This is a genomic window from Hahella sp. CCB-MM4 (assembly GCF_002260525.1).
In the GTDB taxonomy this organism is placed as follows: domain Bacteria; phylum Pseudomonadota; class Gammaproteobacteria; order Pseudomonadales; family Oleiphilaceae; genus Hahella.
Map to the genome: position 1 here is coordinate 136,216 of NZ_MRYI01000015.1, position 21,156 is coordinate 157,371.

A 21,156-nucleotide genomic window follows, 5' to 3' on the forward strand; every position below is an offset into this window, starting at 1 on the left:
AAGTTCTCTCTTACGAGTAAGGATTAATAAGTGAACACCGCACTAAGATTCACGTTCAATACACTGATACTGATTGCACTCAGCTCTCTCTCAATGATGGGACATGCTGACACCCGGTATATAGATGACACCCTATATGCCCCCCTTCGAAGTGGCGAAGGCCTGGAATTCCGCGTAGTCCATAAAGGCGTCAAGAGCGGAACACCGGTTGAACTGCTCTCGACCAATCCCGATTCCGGTTACTCCAAGATCCGAACTCCGGATGGAATCGAAGGATGGCTTCCCACCCGCTTCCTAATTAACGAACCCGTTGCAGCAGACAAGCTCGCTCGTTTAATCAAGGAACATGAAGCCCTCAAAGCAAAGTTCGCGGAAGTCTCCAGCACAAATAAGGAAATCAACCAGACCAGTGGCCAGGTTCAGGCAAACAATGAACGTTTGCAGACAGAAAACCAGAAACTTCAGGATGAGTTATCCAGCATCAAGAGAATTTCAGAAAATGCGATCAATCTGGATCGTCGCAACAGGGAGCTGCGCGAGACCAATGAACAACTGAAAAATGAAGTCGAAGTGCTGACAGCGGACAATATTCGGCTCAAGGAAAATAATGAAAGGGATAAGATGTTGTTGGGTGCAGGATTGGTGCTTCTCGGCGTTATAATCGCCTTGGTGGTACCGATGTTCAAACGCGACAAAAGGAATAGTTGGTAGTCCTTTACACTTGAGGAAAGGCTTTTATACTATCAATATATAGTGCTATTAAACAATATGCGCTACAAAATATTCTACGGGCCGCCTCCTTTATAATTATTTCTGCTTTGACAGAGCTTTTTTAGCAGCGTATAAAATTTTACGGCGAATAAAAATAAAGTGAGGCTAAAATGAGACTGACAACGATGCGTGATTATGCGGAAAAGCGAGACTTCATTCGAATGAAAGTCGATTCCGAAATTACTCTCAAGGATTCCAGCAGCGGTGAGTCCTTCAAAGGAATATGCCGAGACTTAAGCGGTACTGGAATGTCAATAGAAGTCGGTCAACCGTTCGAAGCAGGATACGAACTGAACACCTCTCTTCCATCCAACAACGAAGCTTTCCCATCATTTGACACGACGGTCAAAGTGCTTCGCTGCTCCGAGCTTGAAAATGAGCGTTATCAGCTTGGCGTAGAAATCATTAAAGTGGAAAGCTGACCTTCCGGGGTTAAGAGTTAAAGGCGCCACTGGATGGCGCCTTTTACGAAGATCAGATTTAAAGGTTCAGAGTAGAAAAAGCTGTGCGTTCTTTCGAACGAACTATTCTCCAGGCATGGCCAAAGGCTGAGCAGACACGACAATGCCATTATTATCCGCATAGACATACTCCCCGGGCTTAAACGTCACACCACCGAAGGCAATTTCAACATTGAGATCTCCAATTCCCCTCTTCTCCGTTTTTAGAGGAATGGTTCCCAGTGCCTGCACGCCCAGATCAGTGACGTTGATAACATCAACATCCCTGATACAACCATAAATGATAATACCTTCCCACCCGCTCTTGGATGCCTTCTCGGCCAACATATCACCCAGCAGCGCCTTCCGCATGGAGCCCCCGCCGTCAACGACCATAACCTTGCCTTGTCCGGGCTCATCCACCAGCTGCTTAACCACTGAATTATCTTCGAAACACTTGACCGTGACAATTTCACCGCCAAACGAGTCTTTTGCCCCATAATTCCGAAACATCGGCTGAACAACCCTTACCAATTCCGGATATGCATCACACAAGTCAGGTGTTACGTATTTCATAGTGTATACCTTTGATGAAAGTATTGACCCAAATGGATTCTTTAATGTTTTTTATACGCGGCATATCGCTTCCGATTCAATGATGCGAAGATGCTCTGGACGCTGCCTTTCAGCGGCACGAACCCCTTCACGAATCAATGTGCGCGCCACGGCATCTGCTTCTACGGCAGCGTACCTCGCAAACCTGCTTCGCAATAAAGGCGTAGCGAGCCTCGCCACACCAAGACCTACAGACTCAAGCAAGCGGGAGTCTTTCCTCTCCCCCAATAACAATGACGGCCGAACAATAGTGAGGAATGGAAATCCAAGATCGATCAGAGCGGATTCCAGTTTTCCCTTAACCCGGTTATAAAAAAAATTAGATGATGGATTGGCACCCAGAGCAGAAATTAAAAGAAAATGTTCGGAGTGTTGTCTGAGGCACTTTGCGGCCAGCCATGGATATTCGTAATCAACTTGCTGGAAAGCATCCTTGCTGCCAGCCTTTTTCATCGTCGTCCCGAGACAGCAATATATATCATCTACAACGACTGACTGGAGAACCTTCTCCATATCGGCAAAGTTAATGATGTGCTGCTCAAGGCACGGATCACTTTTCTCTATTTTACGTCGAGTAACTGCGATGACCCGCTCATAAAGAGGTTCTACCAGAAGCAAGTCGAGTACTTTGCCTCCCACCAACCCCGTGGCACCCAGCACCAGAGCACTTCGTCCGTGCCCGCAGGCCGCATGCTCAGGCGCTTTGCTCAAAGTCATCCTCAGATTTACCCGGCTCTCTGCTTAACCACTTATCAATATCTTTCCAGACATGATTGCGGGCATGATGACTCTTCACCATTGAAGGCTCATCAATGGCATTGGAATAGCGCAGGAATGACTTATCCGAACAACCCCAGTGTTGATATATTTTATGGCTCGTCACCATATTGGGCTGCTCTTCAGGGCCTGAGCACATCAATAGAGGTACCTGGAGCTGAGCCAAGCCTCCAGTGAACTCACGAATCTGCTTACGACCGGTAAACAGCGATAGCGGTTTCAGCGGATTCGCCTGACCATGAATAACCCCATAAGGCTCGCTCTCGGTGGCACCATCATCTTTCCCACCCTGAATGAAGCCACGCTTACGATCACGCCACTGCAGAGCCCTGATCAAAGCTCCCTTCCGCCACGCCCCACGAGGATCATCAAGACCCAGGAGCACAACGCCATCAAGCATGTTCTGACTCAGAGTACCTTTAGCGAGCGCCAGCGTCAGAGCGACGCCAGACAAACCGTAAGCCACCCAAATACATGGAGAATCGATTCGGGTGGAGAGATAACTCTGGATTGCGGGAAAATCAAAATCCACATAGTCGACCAGAGAATTATTCCGGTAACGCTGATTTACCGGAGAGAAACCATGCCCTCTCATTTCGGGCATCCACACATCGTAACCCTGGTGAACCAGATGACTGGCCAAACCATCCCCTCCCAGATCAAACCAGGTGGAGCGATTGGAAAACTGACCGTGAATCAGTACCACCGGCACACCGGAGACATCCTCAGGCCGGGAAAGGTGGGTGACCGCCAACGCTACGGAGCTGTCGTCACTGTTATTGGGATAAATAAGATAAACATCCTCTACCAACCCGTTCTGTAACAAGTCAGCAGAGACAAGTTGTTCCTTCATAGGATGCTGTCCAAGCCTGCTTCTGAACTTTTCTTATTATTTTGTATGGATAAAACTCAATTAGCGTGACGCCCCACCAGACCCTCTTCACTTATTCAGAGAATCAAGCCATTGGCCAATTAAGCCAATAGCGGTTGGCATAACCCATCAACACGCCCTAATAGAATATCGGGACAAAACCAGTTTCGGAAGTCTTGACAGACTCTCGAATACAAAAAAACCAGCCTTTGAAGGCTGGTTTTCAATTTCAGAACAGGCAATAACCGCCGTGTTTACGCGTGCTTATCTGCCAGGAAGAACCAAGTATCCAACACAGAATCAGGGTTCAAAGAAACACTGTCGATCCCCTGTTCCATAAGCCACTTGGCCAGATCAGGATGATCAGACGGCCCCTGTCCACAGATACCGATGTACTTATTAGCCGCTTTACACGCCTGAATCGCTCTCGACAGAAGTGCCAACACGGCGTCATTACGCTCGTCGAACAGGTGAGCGACGATTCCGGAATCCCGGTCCAGACCCAGCGTCAGCTGTGTCAGGTCATTCGAACCGATAGAGAAGCCGTCAAAGTGCTCAATAAACTGATCCGCCAGCAAAGCATTGGAAGGCAGCTCGCACATCATAATGACACGTAAACCGTTCTCTCCACGCTTCAGGCCATTATCTTCAAGCAGCTCAATCACTTGACGGGCTTCACCAACAGTACGCACAAACGGAACCATGATCTCGACATTGGTCAGCCCCATTTCATTACGCACTTTCTTCATCGCCCGGCATTCCAGCTCGAAACAGTCCCGGAACGAGTCAGAGATGTAACGAGAAGCTCCGCGGAAGCCCAACATGGGGTTCTCTTCTTCCGGCTCGTAGATCGTGCCGCCGATCAGATTGGCATATTCATTGGATTTGAAGTCAGAGAGACGAACGATCACACGCTTTGGCGCAAACGCTGCAGCCAGCGTGGAAATACCCTCAACCAGTTTCTCGACATAGAAGTCTACTGGCGATGCATATCCTGAAATACGCTTCTCAACAACCTGCTTCACATCACGTGGCAAGGTATCAAAGTTGAGCAGTGCTTTCGGATGCACGCCAATCATACGGTTGATGATAAATTCCAGACGGGCAAGGCCGACACCTTCATTCGGCAACGCCTGGAAATCGAATGCCCGGTCAGGATTCCCCACGTTCATCATGATCTTGAACGGAAGCTTGGGCATGGACTCCACGCTGTTCTCGCGCAGTTCGAATTCCAGCAACCCTTCATAGATCATGCCGGTGTCACCCTCAGCGCAGGACACCGTCACTTCTTTGCCGTCCTGCAGCAACTGAGTCGCATCACCACAACCCACTACGGCCGGGATACCAAGCTCACGGGCAATAATAGCCGCGTGACAGGTACGTCCACCACGGTCGGTGACAATGGCTGAGGCCCGTTTCATCACCGGTTCCCAATCCGGATCGGTCATATCGGTAACCAGGACATCTCCTGGCTGAACCCGATCCATCTCATGAATGCTGGTAATTACTTTGACCGGACCGCGGCCAATCTTCTGACCGATACTGCGTCCTTCACATAGTACTTTACCGGTTTCCTTCAACAGGTAACGCTCCATAACGGCTGAGGAACGGCTCTTCACTGTTTCAGGACGGGCTTGAACAATATAAAGCTTACCGTCATCGCCGTCTTTGGCCCATTCAATGTCCATCGGACGCTGATAATGCTTCTCGATGACCAGAGCCTGGCGGGTCAGTTCATACACTTCGTCATCGGTGAGTGCAAATTTACCTCTCTCTTCGGCATCCACATTCACCGTTTGGACTGACTTACCGGCTGCACCGTGGTCACCATAAATCATTTTAATGGCTTTACTACCCAGGTTACGGCGCAGCAATGCAGGCTTACCTGCACTGTAAGTGGGTTTGTGCACGTAAAATTCATCAGGGTTCACCGCTCCCTGTACCACCGTTTCTCCCAGTCCGTATGACGCAGTGATGAAGACAACATCATTGAAGCCGGATTCGGTATCGAGGGTAAACATCACCCCACTGCTTGCGGATTCACTGCGCACCATCCGCTGAATACCCGCAGACAAGGCCACCAAACTATGCTCAAAGCCATGGTGAGCCCGATAGGAAATGGCGCGATCGTTAAATAGTGAGGCAAACACTTCATGTATTGCGTGCTTGACGTTTTCAATCCCGACAATATTGAGGAAGGTTTCCTGCTGGCCTGCAAAAGAGGCATCCGGCAGGTCTTCTGCAGTCGCAGATGAACGTACGGCAACAGCCAGCTGCTCATTTCCTTCCTGCAATTGGGCAAATGATTGCTCGATGGCATCGTCCAGAGCCTTAGGAAATGGAGTGTCCAGAATCCATTGACGAATCTTGGCACCGGTCTCCGCTAGTGCCACTACATCACTGACATCCAGCTGTTCCAGGGCTTCGTGAATTCTTTTGTCCAGTCCTTCTGTCTGCAGGAACTCCCGATACGCATGAGCGGTTGTCGCAAAACCAGTTGGAACGGTAACGCCGGCATTGGCCAGATTACTGATCATCTCACCCAGCGAGGCATTCTTGCCTCCGACGCGTTCAACGTCGCCCATACCAAGGTGTTCAAACCAAATAATGTAGTCTTCCAAGATGCTTCTCCCAAGTATTATCAACGCTCATGGCACAAACTGCCGATCTTTTGCAGAATTATTCTCGCAGTCTGTTGATGGTCATAAACGGACGCACCCCGAAGGGGGGGTTCGCGACCGAGGGCCTAGTCTAGCATCTGATTTACTGGCTGTGTATCCGATCGTGTCGCTGAAAGGCAATACCGGGGCCAGATTGCGTATGATTTGACCGAAATCACACCCAACGATCGCAAATGTCACGGAAAACTTCTTATATCCCACCAACATGGGTATGCTGACATATCCATCCAACCATCCAGACACAACCTGACATGAAACGAACCGCTTTCTTCATCTCCGACGGCACGGGGATTACAGCAGAGGCATTGGGCCAGAGTCTGCTGGCACAATTTGAGTACATCGACTTTGAAAAGATCACAATTCCCTATATCGATTCCGTCGAAAAAGCCCATTCCGTTGTCCAGCGCATAGATAAAGCAGCGGCCATTGACGACGGCAAGCCGATAATTTTTGACACCATCGTCAATAGTGATGTGCGCGCCGAGATCACTAAGAGCAACGGATACATGATCGATATCTTCGGCACATTTCTGGAGCCACTGGAACAGGAACTTGGTTCGAAGTCCTCATATACCGTGGGGAAATCCCATTCGATTACAGGAAAGGCTTCGTACAACCGTCGTATCGACGCCATGAACTTTGCCCTGGAGAATGATGATGGCGCCCGCACCCGATACTATTCGGATGCCGATATCATCCTGGTCGGCGTCTCTCGCAGCGGAAAGACACCAACCTGCATCTATCTCGCCCTGCAATACGGCATCAAAGCGGCAAACTATCCGCTGACGGAAGACGATATTGTCGACCAGCGATTACCGGAAGTTCTGCGTAAGCATCGAGGAAAACTATTTGGCCTGACAATCGACCCGGTGCGGCTATCCCTGATTCGCAACGAGCGCAAACCAAACTCCAAGTATGCATCCATAAAGCAATGCAACTATGAAGTGGAAGAAGTGGAACTGATATATCGACGGGAACGGATCCCTTATCTGAATTCAACAGATTATTCGGTGGAGGAAATATCCACCCGTCTGCTGATGATGACGGGTATAGAAAGGAGAATCAGTTAAGTCATCAAGCCGGGAGAAAATCTTTCTCCCGGCATAAAACCTTACAGGGAAGATATCACAGCTTCTGGATATCAAGCTCCAGCGTTTCAAATGCATTGCGGGCACTTTCACCGCCCACAACAGCCACACTGCAGTCTTCTGTCGCCAGATATTTCTCCGCGACCCTTTTCAGATCATCCATTTCCACCTGCAATATGCGCTTGCGGAATTCCTTACGCTGCGTTGGTGTACGCCCGAACAATTCGCTGTGGTAGGAAGATTTGGCTTCTCCCGCCGGAGACTTTGGCTTATCGATGCTGGATACAACTCCCAGGATCGCCTGCTCCAGTTCGTCTTCGCTGTGCTCTGCCTCCAGCATCCACTTCACTGAACCGGCGAAGTCTTGCAATGTCCCTTCGATACGCGGATCACGATAGGAGAAGAAACGGAAAATAGCATTGGCGTTATCCTGACTCGCACCACTTCCATAAGCGCCACCCTGCTCACGGATCGCCCTGTGCAGATAACCATTTCGCAAATAGTGTCCCAGCACCGTCAATGCGGCCGCATCCGGGTGCTCACCCACGACGGTGGCAAACGCTTTGGCACAGAAGTTCACCTGACTGTTGGTTACCCAACCAACCTTCACATGTTCTCGGGTCGGAGGCAGCGACAACTCAGAAACCGGATGGTGTCCGCCAACCTGATTCCATCCGTCTGTAATAGCCGTCTTCAGAGAACTTACTTTCGAAGGTTCCGCTATTGCCAGAAATTGGATTGGGTTTGCAATGATTTTCTTGTGCAGGGATTGCAGTTCAGTCGCAAGTGCCTGCAATGGGCCAGGTTCGCGAATTTCCTTGTCCAGTTTCTTAATCCAACGCACACCTTCCAATCCACTGGTTTTATGGGAAACCATGGAACTTGGACTTAACAGACTGGCCGCCGCAGCCATCGCCAAACCATGACCATTACTGGTCACGCCCTGCTCTCTGCGGGACGCCAGCAATGCAATAAGCTCCCTGAACCGCTCATGCTCATCGAAACGAGGATTCGTCAGAGTGAGCTTCATCAAATCGACCATCTTTTCCTGATTGCGCTCCAGCGCCTTGCCGGACATCACGAGGAAACCTTTGCATTTCTGCTCATCATCCACCTCTCCACGGATCTCCCAATACGAAGAGAGCCCCCCGGTGTAGGCTGACTGCAATTCCTGCATTTCCAGATAACTCTTGTCGCCGGCTCCAACCTCCGGAAGACAATAGGAAAGCAAAGGTAGGATTTGCAGTTCTTCTGGCGAAAGATCCGGTAAAGGAATAATGGCCTGATGGTATACCAGTCCATTGGTTCCCTGCGCATAGGCCGTTGCCTGTTCGGCTTCTGAACCATCAACCGGTTCCGGTATATGAATATCCAGAGGTACATCGTCGAGCCCTACTTTGGGCAGGACTTCTTCAGAATCCTTTTGATTCTGTCGATCCAGCAGCGCTTTGGCCTGGGTGACAATAGAGGCCTTTTCGTCGTCGCTGAGTTTGGACTTGATACCTTCCAGTTTGCCCTTGAGATACTCTTCACGCTGCTCTTCCAGAGAGGTATCCGGAGCCAGCGTCAGTGTAATACGGTGTTTGTTTTCCAACAGAAGCTTCCGCACCAAAGACTTGATGTATTCAGGGTCCTTGATACGCTCGCGAAGTTTTACCAGTACCGGACCGATATCCAGCACTTGTGCAGGGTCCTGGCCCTGTAATGCAGGCGTCATAGCCGCCAGAATCAGTTGCAGGCCATAAGGGTATGAGTCGCCCGAAATCTCCCTCTGACTCAGTTCCAGCTGGTGTAATACAGCCTCTACTTTTTCAAGTGGAACGCCATCCCGCTCAACGGTTTCCAATACTCCCAGAACCAGAGCTTCAAAATCAGCGGCTTTTTCAGGATCGGAGCCCTCTATACCACAGACAAAAGCCATCTCTTTATAGGAATCTTCAAGTCCACACAGGCCGGATGGAGAGTGACCAAGATCCGTTGTTTCCAGAGCCTGCATCAATGGAGAGGCGCTATTCTCAAGCAGAACATTGGTCAATAAATGGGCTTCCAGGTTATTTTCCAGATCCGCACTCTCACTTAACAACCACCCGATAATCTGATGGGTCTTATGGGATACATCGTCTTCCCCGGTGATCGGATAGCATTCCTGTATCCTGACCGGCGCAAAATAGCGTTTCTCTTCACTAACACCTGCCTTTTCGCCGGTTCCCTTGAAATGCTGAAGTGCTTTTTCTTCGAACTCTTCCTGCAGGCTTTTGGCATCGATATCACCATAAGTCATGAACAGAGCATTGCTTGGGTGATAGTGTTTTTTGTAAAACGCCTGTAGCTGCTGATAGGTCAGGTCAGGTATATGATCCGGCTCTCCCCCACTATTGAAGTGATAGGTGGAGGTCGGATATAGATGCTTGGTGAAAGTCGCCCACAACTGCGACATGGGCGAACTCATCGCTCCTTTCATCTCGTTATACACAACGCCTTTGTATACCAGCGCAGACTCGGTATTTTCCGGCTCTTCAAATTCGAGACGATGACCTTCCTGGGCGAAATCCAACTCATTCAGGTTGGCAAAGAACACCGCATCCAGATAAACGTCCAGCAGGTTAAAAAAGTCTTTGCGGTTCTGGCTGGCAAAGGGATAAGCCGTCCAGTCACTGGAAGTGAAGGCATTCATGAACGTATTCAGAGAACGTCGTGTCATCATGAAAAACGGATCACGAACAGGGTAACGCTGACTTCCACACAACGTCGTGTGTTCCAGGATATGGGCAACGCCAGTTGAATCCGTGGGCACAGTGCGCAATGCAACCAGAAACACATTCTCCTTCTGATCCGCATGGAGATGATAGTGACGCGCTCCGGTTCGTGGGTGTCTGAATTCCTGCAGCTCAACGTGCAATGCATCAATATGAGTGCGGGAAACACATTCGAAAGTTTTATAAGCGATATCGAGAGATAACTGCTTTGACATTGAAATCCAACCAAATTCTGTTCATATTTCAGACTATTATCTATTCATATTTCTGACTATTAATAGTCTTGTGATTCAGGAATGCCGACTACAACAACCACTACCTGACTCAGGGAACCGACCGCCCCAGATACCCCTCAAAACTCGGTCGCTCAGGCTGGTAAGTGCTGAACGAAGGAGAGGAAACCAGGAAATTGGCAGTCGACTCGTTACAAGCCGTAGGTACATTCCAGAGCGTTGCCAAGCGAAGCAAGGCCTTAATATCGGGGTCATGGGACATGGGCTCAAGCGGATCCCAGAAGAAAATCAGAAGATCTATCTGACCCTCAGAAATTAATGCCCCTATCTGTTGGTCACCACCAAGTGGTCCGCTGTGAAAACGATGAACCTGCAACCCACTTTGCTCTGCGATCAGCTTACCGGTAGTGCCCGTTGCAGAGAGACGACAATGAACAAACTTTTCACGGTGCCTGACAACCCAATTGCATAATTTCTGCTTACAGTTGTCATGGGCGATCAGAGCAACATTTTTTACGCCCCTGGCACTAACGTCTTGATCTGTCATAAGGTTGCATCCATTATTTCCAACATTATCCAACCAACTCATTTAATATTAGATGTTGCTTCACTAGGGCGAAACATACTACATGTCAACAGATAACAGCAACGAAACCGCTTCTATCGACGCGATAAATAATCCTGAAAAGGAAGTCCCGGCGACTGAAACCGATCAAACTCCATCTGCTGAAACCAGTGCAGTACAAGAGATCGGAGCGGTTGAAACACAACCTGCCAAGCCCACTGACGCCCCAACAACAGAAAATGAGGAAGTTCCCCGGGTTGAAATTGAAGCCTACTGGGTAGAAAGAAAACGATACCTCCAGGTTATCACAAAAATCCCGGAACTCAGGCGGCGTTACCTGAAAGCCATTCTGATTTATCTGCTGCGCCGCTTTTTGTGGTCATTTACTTTTTTCCCGGTATTCATTGCTTTTTGGGTACCTCTGGTATTGAACCGTTTTAATCCCGTCGCAATGGTTCAGAACCTTCTGCCCAGCCTGCAGGCCTTTGTGGAAGCCAACCCTCAGAGCCAGGCTGCGACCATTGAAACTCTGTTTATCGCCTGGTTCTCGATAGGCTTCACGTTTGCCGTATTTGATTTCATTCTTACTCCCTTTAAAAGCCCTTACGAATACGAAGCTGATGTACATATGAGGGCTTGGGAGGAATTACATTTACGTAACAAAATGTAAACAGATCAAACATTTGGCGTGAGCTACTTCCATTTAGAATGTGACACTATAAGCAAAACTTCCAAGCTGGGGGCGATTTGGTTACATTCCTCAAGTTTACCCGTTAACATGGGTTACAATTGATCTGATATAAGTCCAAATAAATTCAGGTAGGTGTAATGGTCGATCTCAGGCCACTGATGTTTGTAAATGCTCTGGCTGCCATGCTTTTGGTAACAGCCGGGTTCGCAGTGCACCAGCGCGACATTGCTCCAATCGATGCTGCCGCGCCGTCTGCCGGAAATACAAAACCGGCTGAGTCGCACGAAAGCCCGGCACAGGTGGCCGTTAAGGAAACCCAAACAGCAGAAAATAAGTTTGTTGAAGAGCTCGAACAGTTTCGCCCTACGGATGACATTCCCGGCGAATCGGTTGAAGACGCTATTTTGTTTGTTGATCAGCTCACCCCGGAGCAACAACAGGAGCTGAGCAAACAGGAAGAAGCGGCCCACATGGTGGCCTCCACTGATTCACAGACGCCACCTTCGGTGCCACAGCAATCAGTGCAACAGGCGCTCACAGCCCCCCAACCTGCACCGGTTGTTCAGCCTAAGCCAGAGTTGCCGAAAACAGGCCACTTATATATTCACTCCAACGTAGCCAACGATAAGGTTGCCATTAACGGTAGGAATTACGGCTCCAGCGCGATAAACGCAGAACTTCCTGCCGGTGAGTATGAAGTCATCGTCTCCAAGGAAGGCTACAAGACCTGGCGCTCTACTGTGGACTTGGCAAGAGGTGACCGGCGCAGTCTGAGTGTGACTCTGGACAGAATTACAGTCGTTCAATATGTTGACGGCGTTTGGAAACAGGGTGTCGTTACCGGACAGGGCTCCTATACTGGAAGTGACGGCACGGTTTATCATGGCGACTTTGAGAATAAGCTGTTTCATGGCCGTGGAGAGTTGATTCTACCTGATGGAACACAATACTCCGGCGAGTGGTACGAAGGCCGCAAACATGGCGAGGGAACCCTGAGCAAATCCAATGGCGATAGCTATACTGGAGAGTTCAGAGCAGATGCCTTTAACGGCGAAGGTACACTGACGCTTGCCAATGGCGATATTTATACCGGCTACTGGGTCGACGGCAAGCTTAATGGCCAGGGCACATACACAGCCAAAGACGGAACCCTTTATGTAGGCGGTTTTTCCGAAAACCAGTATCACGGCAGTGGCAGTCTGACCCTTCCTGACGGCACACACTATGAAGGCGGCTTTGCCAATGGAGAGTTCCAGGGCAAAGGCGAACTGGTGTATGCCGATGGCAAGAAATACTCCGGACAGTTTTTTGAAGGTAAGTTCCATGGCCAGGGAGAGCTGAAAAACCCCAACGGCAGTTCCATCAGCGGAACATTCAAATTTGGCAAGCCTTTCGGTATGGCAACATTAACCACCCCGGAAGGCGAAATATTTACAGCACGCAGTAGTGAGCCAGGGGTTTGCTACAGACTCAAGAGCTATCGCGCAACCCAGTGCCCTCCTTTGGAAGGCTGGTAAGCGAGGCGCTTGAATTGGCACAGAAGGTATTTGAGGTAGACCATGACTATTAAGAGTGCATTACTCGTTGATGATTCCAAAGTGGCACGTTTTGCCCTGAGCAAACTGCTGGAAAACGTCAGCATGAATGTAGACATGGCCGGCTCGGCAGAGGAAGCCCTGGATTATCTCGACAAGAACGATCGTCCTGACGTGATTTTCATGGACCACCTTATGCCTGGCATGAATGGTGTGGAAGCAACCAAAGCGATTAAATCCAACCCACAGACCGCCGGCATTCCCATCATTATGTGCACCTCAAAAAAATCCAAGGAATTTGAGGATGCAGCCAAGCGCTTTGGCATCTATAACATTTTGACCAAACCCCCTCAGAATGAGGGGTTATCCAATATTCTCGATCAGTTGAACAAAGACATTGAAGCAGGCACTCTGCCAGATGAACCGATTGATCTGACCGCATTGGATTTCACTTTCAGCGACCACGATGTGGACGACAATGAAGAAGAATCCTACGCGCAGGCACCTGCTCCCCAGGTCAAGGAACCGACGGTCAAGGACCATGTTAACGGTACTGCCTTCAATCTGCCGATCGAAATGATTGAGCAGGTAGCCCGTTCTTCGGTCAAGACGACTCTCAACACTCGCATGCACGAGTTGTTAAGCGATCTGTTCGATGAGCAGTATGCGCACCTGAAGCGCTTGTCAGACGACATACAATCCCGTCAGGAAGAACGCTTTAACGGGTTTGAAGAAAAGCTCGAAAGCCGCCTGTCGTCCCTGAAAGAGGAAATTGCAGCTGAGCTGGCTCTGTCTATCAGCGATCAGCTGGCTGAGATCAAAGACGAAATCAAATCCAGTGGCGATGGAGGCAGCTCCTCCATGACACAGAATCAGTTGGATGAACTGAAAGATCATATGACAACAGTTCAGTCAATTGATACGGAGTTCTGGCAAACCCTTCAGGCGGAAGCCATTCAACAGGCCCATGATATTTCCCGTGAAACCGCTGAGGATATTGCCCAACGCACGATTGAGCTCTATGCAAAATCCCAGAAAGCGGCCAACAACAAAGCCTATATGATTGCTTTATCGATCAGTATTGGAGTGTTTGCGGCAGGTATTGCCTTTATCTCAGGAGTCTTTGGTTAATACCACTGACTCTTATCCTCCTTGAGCAAACAGACACCACCTGCAGCTTCCAGAGGCATATCCAGATCCCTGCGGCCGGTCTTTAGACTGGCCAATCATTCTTCCGTGGCAATATTGTGTTCCCTGAGCCCAACTCCCAGCATTCTGATGGTCCAGCGTGCCGAACGACCTGATGATCCATGGTCTGGTGATATGGCCTTTCCCGGGGGACGACAGGAGCTTTCTGATCGCAGCCATGAAGCCACTGCGCTGAGAGAGCTTCATGAAGAAGTCGGAATACATATTGATACTCTGCCCGATCTACATCTGAATACTGTCTGGACTAAGTCCCACAACTCATTCCGCCCTATGGCAGTGCACCCTTTTGTGTTTGAGGTGAAGAAGAGAACCCCGTTTCACTTGTCGCATGAGGCGACCGATGCTGTCTGGATACCCTTATCGGTATTTAAAACGGAATCCAGGCAGTATTTCCAATGGAGAGTCCGTGGCTTTAGCTTCAAAATGCCGTGCTTTCACTATAGGAAATACCGTATCTGGGGCTTATCCCTGAAAATGATCGAAAACCTTTTGGCGACGGATTACTTTGCAAGCCTATCGGGGAAGTAATAGTCTATACCCTCACACACCTGTATACTTCGCGGGCTGACAACAGCCACCATTATCCACCTGGAGTTTTAATCACTAACTTATGAATCGCTTGTTTGTTGACCATCTTACGGTATTGGACTTCTCATACCTGCATCCCACAAGAGGTATTGTCGGGGAGAGCTGGATTCTGGACATTGAACTTGCCGGCAAGCTCGATGAACAAGGAATGGTGTTTGATTTTGGTGACGTCAAGAAAGTCTTACGGGATGCTGCAGAGGATCTGATTGATCACAAACTGGTAATTCCAGAGGAAATTGACGGCCTTGAAGTTAACAATGATGGCGATCGAATCGAAGTTGCACTGAACCTGCAAAGCAACGGAAGAATTGAGTGCAAATGCCCTACCAGCGCAATCACGTTATTGCCCACAAATGAGATCACCATTGACGAAATTCAGCCGATCTTGAATAAACATCTGCAGTCAGTCGTCCCTAAAAACGTTAAGTCGGTAAAAGTTACGTTGCGGGAAGAGTTAATTCAGGGCGCCTACTACCACTATACACACGGACTGAAAAAACATGGTGGCAACTGCCAGCGAATTGCCCATGGCCACCGTTCCAAACTGGAAATATTTACCGATGGTCAACGTAGTCAGTTGATCGAATACCAGTGGGCAAAGAAATGGAAAGATATCTATCTGGGCAGCAAGGCTGACGTTGTTAAAGAAGAATCTTACCAGGGCACAGCACATGTACGTTTTGGGTATGAAGCCCAGCAGGGATCATTCGAACTCCTGGTACCCAAACACTCCACCTACCTGATCGACACTGACACCACCGTTGAGTGGATTGCAGAACATATCGCGCAAACATTGAAGCAGCAGCGCCCACAGAACGTCTTTCTGGTACGTTGCTATGAAGGTGTAAAAAAAGGCGCTATTGCTGAGCGATAGCACCTTTTCAATTTGCCTGAGCAAACTCTCAGGCAAATGCCCCTCTCAACGCCTTAACCCGATCTTCCAGCGCTTCGGCAGACACTTCCTGTGGCCGAACGGAAGCGTCAACGACTAGCTCAACTTTCGACCAGAATCTGCTAGGCAATTTCGCTAGAGCCGGCTTATCTTTGTGACTGAAATATGATCCCCATAGTCCGCGCAATGCCATTGGAATGACCGGCACCGGATTTCTCTCAACAATCAGCTCCACACCTTTTCTAAACCGGTCAATTTCCCCATCTTTTGTCAGCCTTCCCTCGGGAAAAATGCACACGAGCTCACCGTTTGCCAGCGCTTCATCAATCGACTCAAAAGCTTTTCTGTAGACTTCCGGGTCCCGCTTTTCTGAGGTAATCGGGATGGTCTTTGCCAACTTGAAAAACCAGGCCATTCCCTTCATTTGCGAAATATTTCTATCCATCACAAAACGCACTGGACGTTTCACCGCTCCACCAATCAGTAATGCATCGACATAGCTGACGTGATTACATACCAGTACAGCCGCTCCTTCCTGGGGAATATTCTCCATGCCTGATTTTGATACGCGATACATCGTATGCCCCAACATCCAGATACAGAACCTGAGCACAAACTCTGGTACCTGATGGTAGATGTATATCGCTACGACGCCATTCATAACGGCCAGGACCAGGAAGTATTGGGGGATCGACAGCTTAAGCAGTGAGAGCATGAATATCGCAGCTGCCGCACTCACCACCATGAAAATGGCATTCATGACATTGTTAAGTGCGATCACCTGAGCACGGCGTTTTTCGTCACTACGTTCCTGAATCAAAGCATATAAAGGAACGATATAGAAGCCCCCGAATATGCCAATTAACAACAGGTCGATCAGTACACCATAACTGCGGCTATCCGACAGAAACTCCATGACTCCCCTCTCGGATATTCCGCCCAGATCTGGCGTAGCAAAGAACAGATCAACACCAAATATCGTCAATCCTAAAGAACCTATCGGCACCAAACCCAGCTCTACCTGTCCCTCTGACAACTTTGAGCAGAACAGCGAGCCTATGGCGATTCCCACTGAAAAAAGCGTCAGCAGGCTTGTAGCGACGGCAGGATCGCCCATTAAGTATTCTTTGGTGAATAGATTGAACTGGGTCAGGTAACTGGCTCCCAGAAACCAGAACCAGCTTATCGCCATGATTGAAAGAAGAACCGCCCGGTTATCCTTAATGTTACGAATGGTCTCAAGGGTTTCTATAAAAGGATTGAAGTTGAGTTTCAGATCAGGATTGGAAGAGGGTGCATCCGGAATATAGCGACTGCTCAAGTAACCAATCACAGCCACGACCACTATTCCTACACAAATAATATTGATACCGCCAGGCATCACGAACAACACGCCCGCAATAATGGTCCCAAAAAGTATCGCGAGAAAGGTTCCCATCTCCACCAAAGCATTTCCGGCTAATAGCTCTTTACTTTCCAAATGCTGAGGAAGAATCGAATACTTTACCGGACCAAACATGGATGATTGAGCCCCCATCAGGAACAACAACACCAGCAGAAATTCCTTGGACTGGATCACGAAAGCTGCTGCGGCCATAATCATCAATACGATTTCAGCCATTTTAATCCACTGGATCAGCTTGGCTTTTTCAATTTTATCTGCAATTTGCCCTGCCAATGGCGAGAACAGAAAGAAAGGCAGAATAAATAGTCCGGATGCCATATTAATCAGGGAAGCGCTATCGGCAGTCGCGATAACATAAGTGAACAACAGGAGAATCCCCTGCTTGAACAGGTTGTCATTAAACGCACCAAAAGCCTGGGTTAGAAAATAAGGCAGGAAACGTCTTTTCCCCAACAAACTGAACACACCGCCATCGGCCATAGTTTATTCCTTCAGATAGTGATTCAGGGACCCGCCCCGTTAACTTGGTTGATACGATTATTTGGTTGATAGATTTACCTGACTGATAGGAAGGCTAGCACCTGACCTGGTGCTTTGCCATAACAGGACATCAAGTGGCCATATCGAATTCTTCTAGTGGCGAAATATAATACCCGGCACACCCGACCTGCCCTACCTTTTTAAGCCTACTAGCGAATAGTCTATAAGTATTGGCATGAACAACTATCAGGCTATACTGCTTCTCTCTCTAGATTTTCGCTACTAATGGTTTCTCATGTTCAGCCAGGTCGTCAGCATCGTTGTTCCAGTATTCGCCGTTGTACTCATTGGTCTTGGCTATCAGAAGATCAAACCTATAAGTGCCAGCACCATGAACCAGACCAATCTGGATGTCTTTGTTCCCATCCTGATCTTTTCTGCACTCTCGAAAGATGCTTTAGATCTCTCTGGGTATTTGCCTCTGATTCTTGCCACCATTATGGTTGTCTTGCTACCGGGCGTTCTGTCACTCGCCTGGTGCAGGCTTGTACCAGCAAAAGTGCTGGTTCCACCAATGATGTTCCGAAACACTGGAAATCTTGGACTCCCACTTGCTGTCTATACTTTTGGAGACGACATTCTTCCTCTCGCGGTCCTGCTATTCGTCATCGCAAATAGCCTTCATTTTACCGTGGGACTTAAAATTCTTACCTCTCATAGCGGCTTTAAGCTTTTACGCAGCCCGATGATTATTGCCACGATTCTCGGCCTCATAGTTGGGCAACTAGAAATTCCTTTTCCGCTTTGGCTTGAACGTGGTCTTGAGCTGGCAGGTCAGGTCGCCATCCCACTCATGTTATTTACTTTGGGTACACGCATGGTGAATATGCACTGGTCTGACTGGTTTATCGGGACTTTGATGGCTATCTGGGCACCGCTATCGGGTCTGGCTATTGCCATAGTTGCCGTCGAGATCCTTGATCTGAAAGGAATTGAGATGCAGCTTTTAGTCCTCTATTCACTTCTTCCTCCAGCCGTTCTCAATTATCTTTTGGCCGATCAGTACAACCAAGCACCTAATCGAGTTGCCACGATCGTTCTATTTGGCAATGCTGCCAGTCTTTTGGTATACCCGATTGCATTACCCTTTATTATCTAAAGTTAGGTAAAGGGAAACGTCACTTGATATCGCTTATCTGATCAAACGGATAAAAATTTCAGCAAAAAGAATCAAGGGTATATCAATGAACGACGTCACTTACTACATCGACGAGGAAGAGGTTAGCGCTGATACTTTCCGGGAGGAACAGGAACGCCAGGACGCCGAAGACTACCTGGTCGCCACTTATCGCGACGCCATAGGCGATATTCAATGTCAGGAGCACCAGAAAGCAGCCGCCTATGCGCTCTATTTTGAATCAAAGTCCGGAGAATGCCGAATCAAAACCGTTGCCTGCTGTCCGGCATTTGACCACAGCATGAACGTCGCACTGATGACTCAGTTTACAGCGGATGTCGATTAATCAGACGAATTAGTTAGGAAAATTGATAGCACCGAGTGCAAATCTAATTTCTCATTCCTGAACCCAATCCCCAAAGCTAAAAAGCCTCCGCGATCAGGAGGCTTTTTAGTATTTGGTTAATCTAATCCAGACTACTTGGGTTGCGATACAATTCGCAAATAAGGCTTCACGGTCTTCCAACCGTCAGGGTAGTTTTTAGCAGCTTCGTCGTCACTTACAGCAGGCACAATAATCACATCCTCTCCTTGCTTCCAGTTTACTGGCGTTGCCACCTGATGCCTTGCAGTCAATTGCATTGAGTCCAATGCTCTGAGAATTTCATCAAAATTTCTTCCCGTAGTCATTGGATAGGTCATCATCAACTTAATTTTCTTATCAGGGCCAATTACAAATACTGAGCGGACGGTAGCATTGGTTGCAGCCGTTCTTCCTTGTGAAGTTCCTGCTTCATCCTCAGGCAACATATTATAAAGTTTGGCCACTGCCAGATCCGTATCGCCAATCATCGGATAGTTCACAGCATGACCCTGTGTCTCTTCGATATCTTTTTCCCAGTCTTTATGACTGTCTACTGGATCAACACTCAGGCCTATAATCTTACAATTACGTTTGGCAAACTCGTCTTCAAGTCCCGCCATATAACCCAACTCCGTGGTACAGACCGGGGTAAAATCCTTTGGGTGTGAAAACAAAATAGCCCAGCCATCACCAATCCATTCATGGAAATTAATACGCCCATGCGTTGTTTCTGCAGTGAAGTTGGGAGCTTCAGAATTAATTCGCAAAGTCATAAGTCACCTCTAGCCATAGATTTCAGCAATAGTGACTGGTCTGCGGTACGACAACAGCTTAGCAGCTAACAGTCAGATACTTCATGCTAGACCCACACCTTGCAACCTACAAGCGTCTATTCAAGAGACTTAGCGCCCCCCTGAAACATCTAGAATCGCCCCTGTAACATAACTCGCATCATCAGAAGCCAACCACAATATGGAACGCGCTACCTCTTCGGGTTGGCCTGGCCTTTTCATGGGAATAGCATGGCTTAGCTTATCCGGTCTGTTGATGTCACCAGAATCACGATGAATATCCGTATAAATAATTCCAGGTCTCACGGCATTCACCCGAATATTTTCGTCCGCGACCTCTTTTGCCAACCCTATCGTTAAACTGTCCACTGCGCCTTTAGAAGCTGCATAATCGACATATTCCCCAGGGGAACCGAGCTTCGAAGCGATAGATGAAACATTCACAATAACGCCTCCCTTTCCTCCGTACCTGCTCGACATTTGTTTAACTGCACATTGGCTACAATATATGGAGCCGAATACATTGGTCGCGAAGATATTCTCAATACGAGATGCAGAGAAAGTGTCCATACGTCCTGAAGGGGCAACAATCCCAGCATTGTTAACAAGAACATCGATCTGTCCAAACTGATCTCCTGCGGCTTTGAAAGCTTGCTCAACTGCCTCTTTGTCCCTCACATCCAACTGTATTAGTTTGACGACAGCGCCAGAGTTCCGTAGCTGATCAACATGTCGGAGCGCTTCATCTTTATTTGATCTATACGTAAGGCAAAGTTGATATCCTTGTTCAACTGCCAATCGACTGAGAGATGCACCAATTCCCCGCGTGCCACCTGTAATTAACATTGCTCTAGCCATCGTAATCCTTCTTCTTCGGGTTAACCTTTAAAGGAGTATATATTGCAGACAAAAAAGGTTAATCAGCAAATACAGATATAGGTTTAGAATCGATCAATTGAAGATTGCAGGGGCGAAGTTAAATCCCTTCTGGGATAAATGATCGTCAGCAGATGCAGGAATTCAGGTCTCGGAAGTAAAGACGGGGAATGCAGGAGGAGGCGGCAGCCTTTCCACCAGGCAATAAAAAACCCCACCCAGAAACCTGGATGGGGCTCTTAATTAGAAGCCTGACGACGACCTACTCTCACATGGGCGAACCACACTACCATCGGCGCTGAACTGTTTCACTTCTGAGTTCGGAAAGGGATCAGGTGGTTCCAGCTCGCT

Annotated in this window: 19 protein-coding genes and 1 rRNA gene; 10 read left to right on the top strand and 10 right to left on the bottom strand. The window is 48.5% G+C overall.

All coding sequences use genetic code 11. The annotated features are described in order from the left end of the window. Positions 1–30: 30 nt before the first annotated feature. Positions 31–711 carry a TIGR04211 family SH3 domain-containing protein gene (locus BTA51_RS21960; protein ID WP_094711229.1) on the top strand — a complete coding sequence of 227 codons (681 nt, stop codon included), beginning with the start codon at positions 31–33 and terminating at the stop codon, positions 709–711. A 170-nt stretch (positions 712–881) separates the two neighbouring features. Next, positions 882–1,193 carry a PilZ domain-containing protein gene (locus BTA51_RS21965; RefSeq protein WP_246841129.1) on the top strand — a complete coding sequence of 104 codons (312 nt, stop codon included), beginning with the start codon at positions 882–884 and terminating at the stop codon, positions 1,191–1,193. 102 nt (positions 1,194–1,295) lie between these two features. On the opposite strand, the gene rraA is transcribed toward BTA51_RS21965, so the two are convergent. From rraA to ppsA, 4 genes are all read right to left on the bottom strand, one after another. Then, positions 1,296–1,787, bottom strand: a complete 492-nt coding sequence (gene rraA, locus BTA51_RS21970; protein ID WP_094711231.1) for a ribonuclease E activity regulator RraA — start codon at positions 1,785–1,787, stop codon at positions 1,296–1,298. Between the two features lie 51 nt (positions 1,788–1,838). Beyond that, entirely contained in the window at positions 1,839–2,537 is a 699-nt protein-coding gene (locus tag BTA51_RS21975; protein WP_168188255.1) for an NAD-dependent epimerase/dehydratase family protein, read from the bottom strand. After that, positions 2,521–3,456 (bottom strand): alpha/beta hydrolase, encoded by a 936-nt coding sequence (locus tag BTA51_RS21980; protein WP_094711233.1) that lies wholly within the window; start codon positions 3,454–3,456, stop codon positions 2,521–2,523. Before BTA51_RS21980 ends, BTA51_RS21975 begins: the two co-directional genes overlap by 17 nt. Positions 3,457–3,728: 272 nt before the next feature. Continuing rightward, a complete protein-coding gene (gene ppsA / locus BTA51_RS21985) occupies positions 3,729–6,095 on the bottom strand; it encodes a phosphoenolpyruvate synthase (protein ID WP_094711234.1) in 2,367 nt (788 codons plus the stop codon). A 311-nt stretch (positions 6,096–6,406) separates the two neighbouring features. Here ppsA and BTA51_RS21990 point away from each other — a divergent pair, with 311 nt between their 5' ends. Next, positions 6,407–7,225 carry a pyruvate, water dikinase regulatory protein gene (locus BTA51_RS21990; protein ID WP_094711235.1) on the top strand — a complete coding sequence of 273 codons (819 nt, stop codon included), beginning with the start codon at positions 6,407–6,409 and terminating at the stop codon, positions 7,223–7,225. A 55-nt stretch (positions 7,226–7,280) separates the two neighbouring features. On the opposite strand, the gene BTA51_RS21995 is transcribed toward BTA51_RS21990, so the two are convergent. Next, positions 7,281–10,214, bottom strand: coding sequence for an insulinase family protein (locus BTA51_RS21995; RefSeq protein ID WP_094711236.1), 2,934 nt, complete (start codon positions 10,212–10,214; stop codon positions 7,281–7,283). Positions 10,215–10,323: 109 nt separating this feature from the next. After that, entirely contained in the window at positions 10,324–10,779 is a 456-nt protein-coding gene (locus BTA51_RS22000) for a methylglyoxal synthase (protein WP_094711237.1), read from the bottom strand. A gap of 82 nt (positions 10,780–10,861) precedes the next feature. On the opposite strand from BTA51_RS22000, the gene BTA51_RS22005 reads away from it, so the two are divergent. From BTA51_RS22005 to BTA51_RS22025, 5 genes are all read left to right on the top strand, one after another. Then, a complete protein-coding gene (locus tag BTA51_RS22005; RefSeq protein WP_210404893.1) occupies positions 10,862–11,467 on the top strand; it encodes a hypothetical protein in 606 nt (201 codons plus the stop codon). 158 nt (positions 11,468–11,625) lie between these two features. Continuing rightward, positions 11,626–13,005: a PEGA domain-containing protein gene (locus tag BTA51_RS22010; RefSeq protein WP_094711238.1), complete on the top strand. Its 1,380-nt coding sequence runs from the start codon at positions 11,626–11,628 to the stop codon at positions 13,003–13,005. Between the two features lie 42 nt (positions 13,006–13,047). Beyond that, complete coding sequence (locus BTA51_RS22015; RefSeq protein ID WP_094711239.1) at positions 13,048–14,154, top strand: response regulator; 1,107 nt, start codon at positions 13,048–13,050, stop codon at positions 14,152–14,154. A gap of 105 nt (positions 14,155–14,259) precedes the next feature. Next, positions 14,260–14,760: a CoA pyrophosphatase gene (locus BTA51_RS22020; RefSeq protein ID WP_168188256.1), complete on the top strand. Its 501-nt coding sequence runs from the start codon at positions 14,260–14,262 to the stop codon at positions 14,758–14,760. Positions 14,761–14,842: 82 nt separating this feature from the next. Then, positions 14,843–15,694 carry a 6-carboxytetrahydropterin synthase gene (locus tag BTA51_RS22025; RefSeq protein WP_094711241.1) on the top strand — a complete coding sequence of 284 codons (852 nt, stop codon included), beginning with the start codon at positions 14,843–14,845 and terminating at the stop codon, positions 15,692–15,694. Positions 15,695–15,722: 28 nt separating this feature from the next. On the opposite strand, the gene BTA51_RS22030 is transcribed toward BTA51_RS22025, so the two are convergent. Continuing rightward, the gene (locus tag BTA51_RS22030; RefSeq protein ID WP_094711242.1) at positions 15,723–17,597 is read right to left on the bottom strand and encodes an MFS transporter; all 1,875 of its coding nucleotides are present in this window, start codon (positions 17,595–17,597) and stop codon (positions 15,723–15,725) included. A 295-nt stretch (positions 17,598–17,892) separates the two neighbouring features. On the opposite strand from BTA51_RS22030, the gene BTA51_RS22035 reads away from it, so the two are divergent. Continuing rightward, entirely contained in the window at positions 17,893–18,756 is an 864-nt protein-coding gene (locus BTA51_RS22035) for an AEC family transporter (RefSeq protein WP_094711243.1), read from the top strand. 85 nt (positions 18,757–18,841) lie between these two features. Further along, positions 18,842–19,120: a hypothetical protein gene (locus BTA51_RS22040; protein ID WP_094711244.1), complete on the top strand. Its 279-nt coding sequence runs from the start codon at positions 18,842–18,844 to the stop codon at positions 19,118–19,120. 131 nt (positions 19,121–19,251) lie between these two features. Here the strand turns inward: BTA51_RS22040 and BTA51_RS22045 are convergent, their stop codons facing one another. From BTA51_RS22045 to rrf, 3 genes are all read right to left on the bottom strand, one after another. Beyond that, positions 19,252–19,911 (bottom strand): peroxiredoxin, encoded by a 660-nt coding sequence (locus tag BTA51_RS22045; RefSeq protein WP_094711245.1) that lies wholly within the window; start codon positions 19,909–19,911, stop codon positions 19,252–19,254. Positions 19,912–20,040: 129 nt separating this feature from the next. Further along, positions 20,041–20,787, bottom strand: coding sequence for an SDR family oxidoreductase (locus BTA51_RS22050; RefSeq protein ID WP_094711246.1), 747 nt, complete (start codon positions 20,785–20,787; stop codon positions 20,041–20,043). A 267-nt stretch (positions 20,788–21,054) separates the two neighbouring features. Continuing rightward, positions 21,055–21,156: ribosomal RNA gene (rrf, locus tag BTA51_RS22055) — 5S ribosomal RNA — on the bottom strand; the annotation flags it as partial.

Excerpts from the sequence above, each read along its gene's own strand:
- BTA51_RS21965 (WP_246841129.1), top strand. The coding sequence starts at position 882 with ATGAGACTGACAACGATGCGTGATTATGCGGAAAAGCGAGACTTCATT.
- rraA (WP_094711231.1), bottom strand. The coding sequence starts at position 1,787 with ATGAAATACGTAACACCTGACTTGTGTGATGCATATCCGGAATTGGTA.
- BTA51_RS21980 (WP_094711233.1), bottom strand. The coding sequence starts at position 3,456 with ATGAAGGAACAACTTGTCTCTGCTGACTTGTTACAGAACGGGTTGGTA.
- BTA51_RS21990 (WP_094711235.1), top strand. The coding sequence starts at position 6,407 with ATGAAACGAACCGCTTTCTTCATCTCCGACGGCACGGGGATTACAGCA.
- BTA51_RS21995 (WP_094711236.1), bottom strand. The coding sequence starts at position 10,214 with ATGTCAAAGCAGTTATCTCTCGATATCGCTTATAAAACTTTCGAATGT.
- BTA51_RS22000 (WP_094711237.1), bottom strand. The coding sequence starts at position 10,779 with ATGACAGATCAAGACGTTAGTGCCAGGGGCGTAAAAAATGTTGCTCTG.
- BTA51_RS22005 (WP_210404893.1), top strand. The coding sequence starts at position 10,862 with ATGTCAACAGATAACAGCAACGAAACCGCTTCTATCGACGCGATAAAT.
- BTA51_RS22010 (WP_094711238.1), top strand. The coding sequence starts at position 11,626 with ATGGTCGATCTCAGGCCACTGATGTTTGTAAATGCTCTGGCTGCCATG.
- BTA51_RS22015 (WP_094711239.1), top strand. The coding sequence starts at position 13,048 with ATGACTATTAAGAGTGCATTACTCGTTGATGATTCCAAAGTGGCACGT.
- BTA51_RS22025 (WP_094711241.1), top strand. The coding sequence starts at position 14,843 with ATGAATCGCTTGTTTGTTGACCATCTTACGGTATTGGACTTCTCATAC.
- BTA51_RS22030 (WP_094711242.1), bottom strand. The coding sequence starts at position 17,597 with ATGGCCGATGGCGGTGTGTTCAGTTTGTTGGGGAAAAGACGTTTCCTG.
- BTA51_RS22035 (WP_094711243.1), top strand. The coding sequence starts at position 17,893 with ATGTTCAGCCAGGTCGTCAGCATCGTTGTTCCAGTATTCGCCGTTGTA.
- BTA51_RS22040 (WP_094711244.1), top strand. The coding sequence starts at position 18,842 with ATGAACGACGTCACTTACTACATCGACGAGGAAGAGGTTAGCGCTGAT.
- BTA51_RS22045 (WP_094711245.1), bottom strand. The coding sequence starts at position 19,911 with ATGACTTTGCGAATTAATTCTGAAGCTCCCAACTTCACTGCAGAAACA.
- BTA51_RS22050 (WP_094711246.1), bottom strand. The coding sequence starts at position 20,787 with ATGGCTAGAGCAATGTTAATTACAGGTGGCACGCGGGGAATTGGTGCA.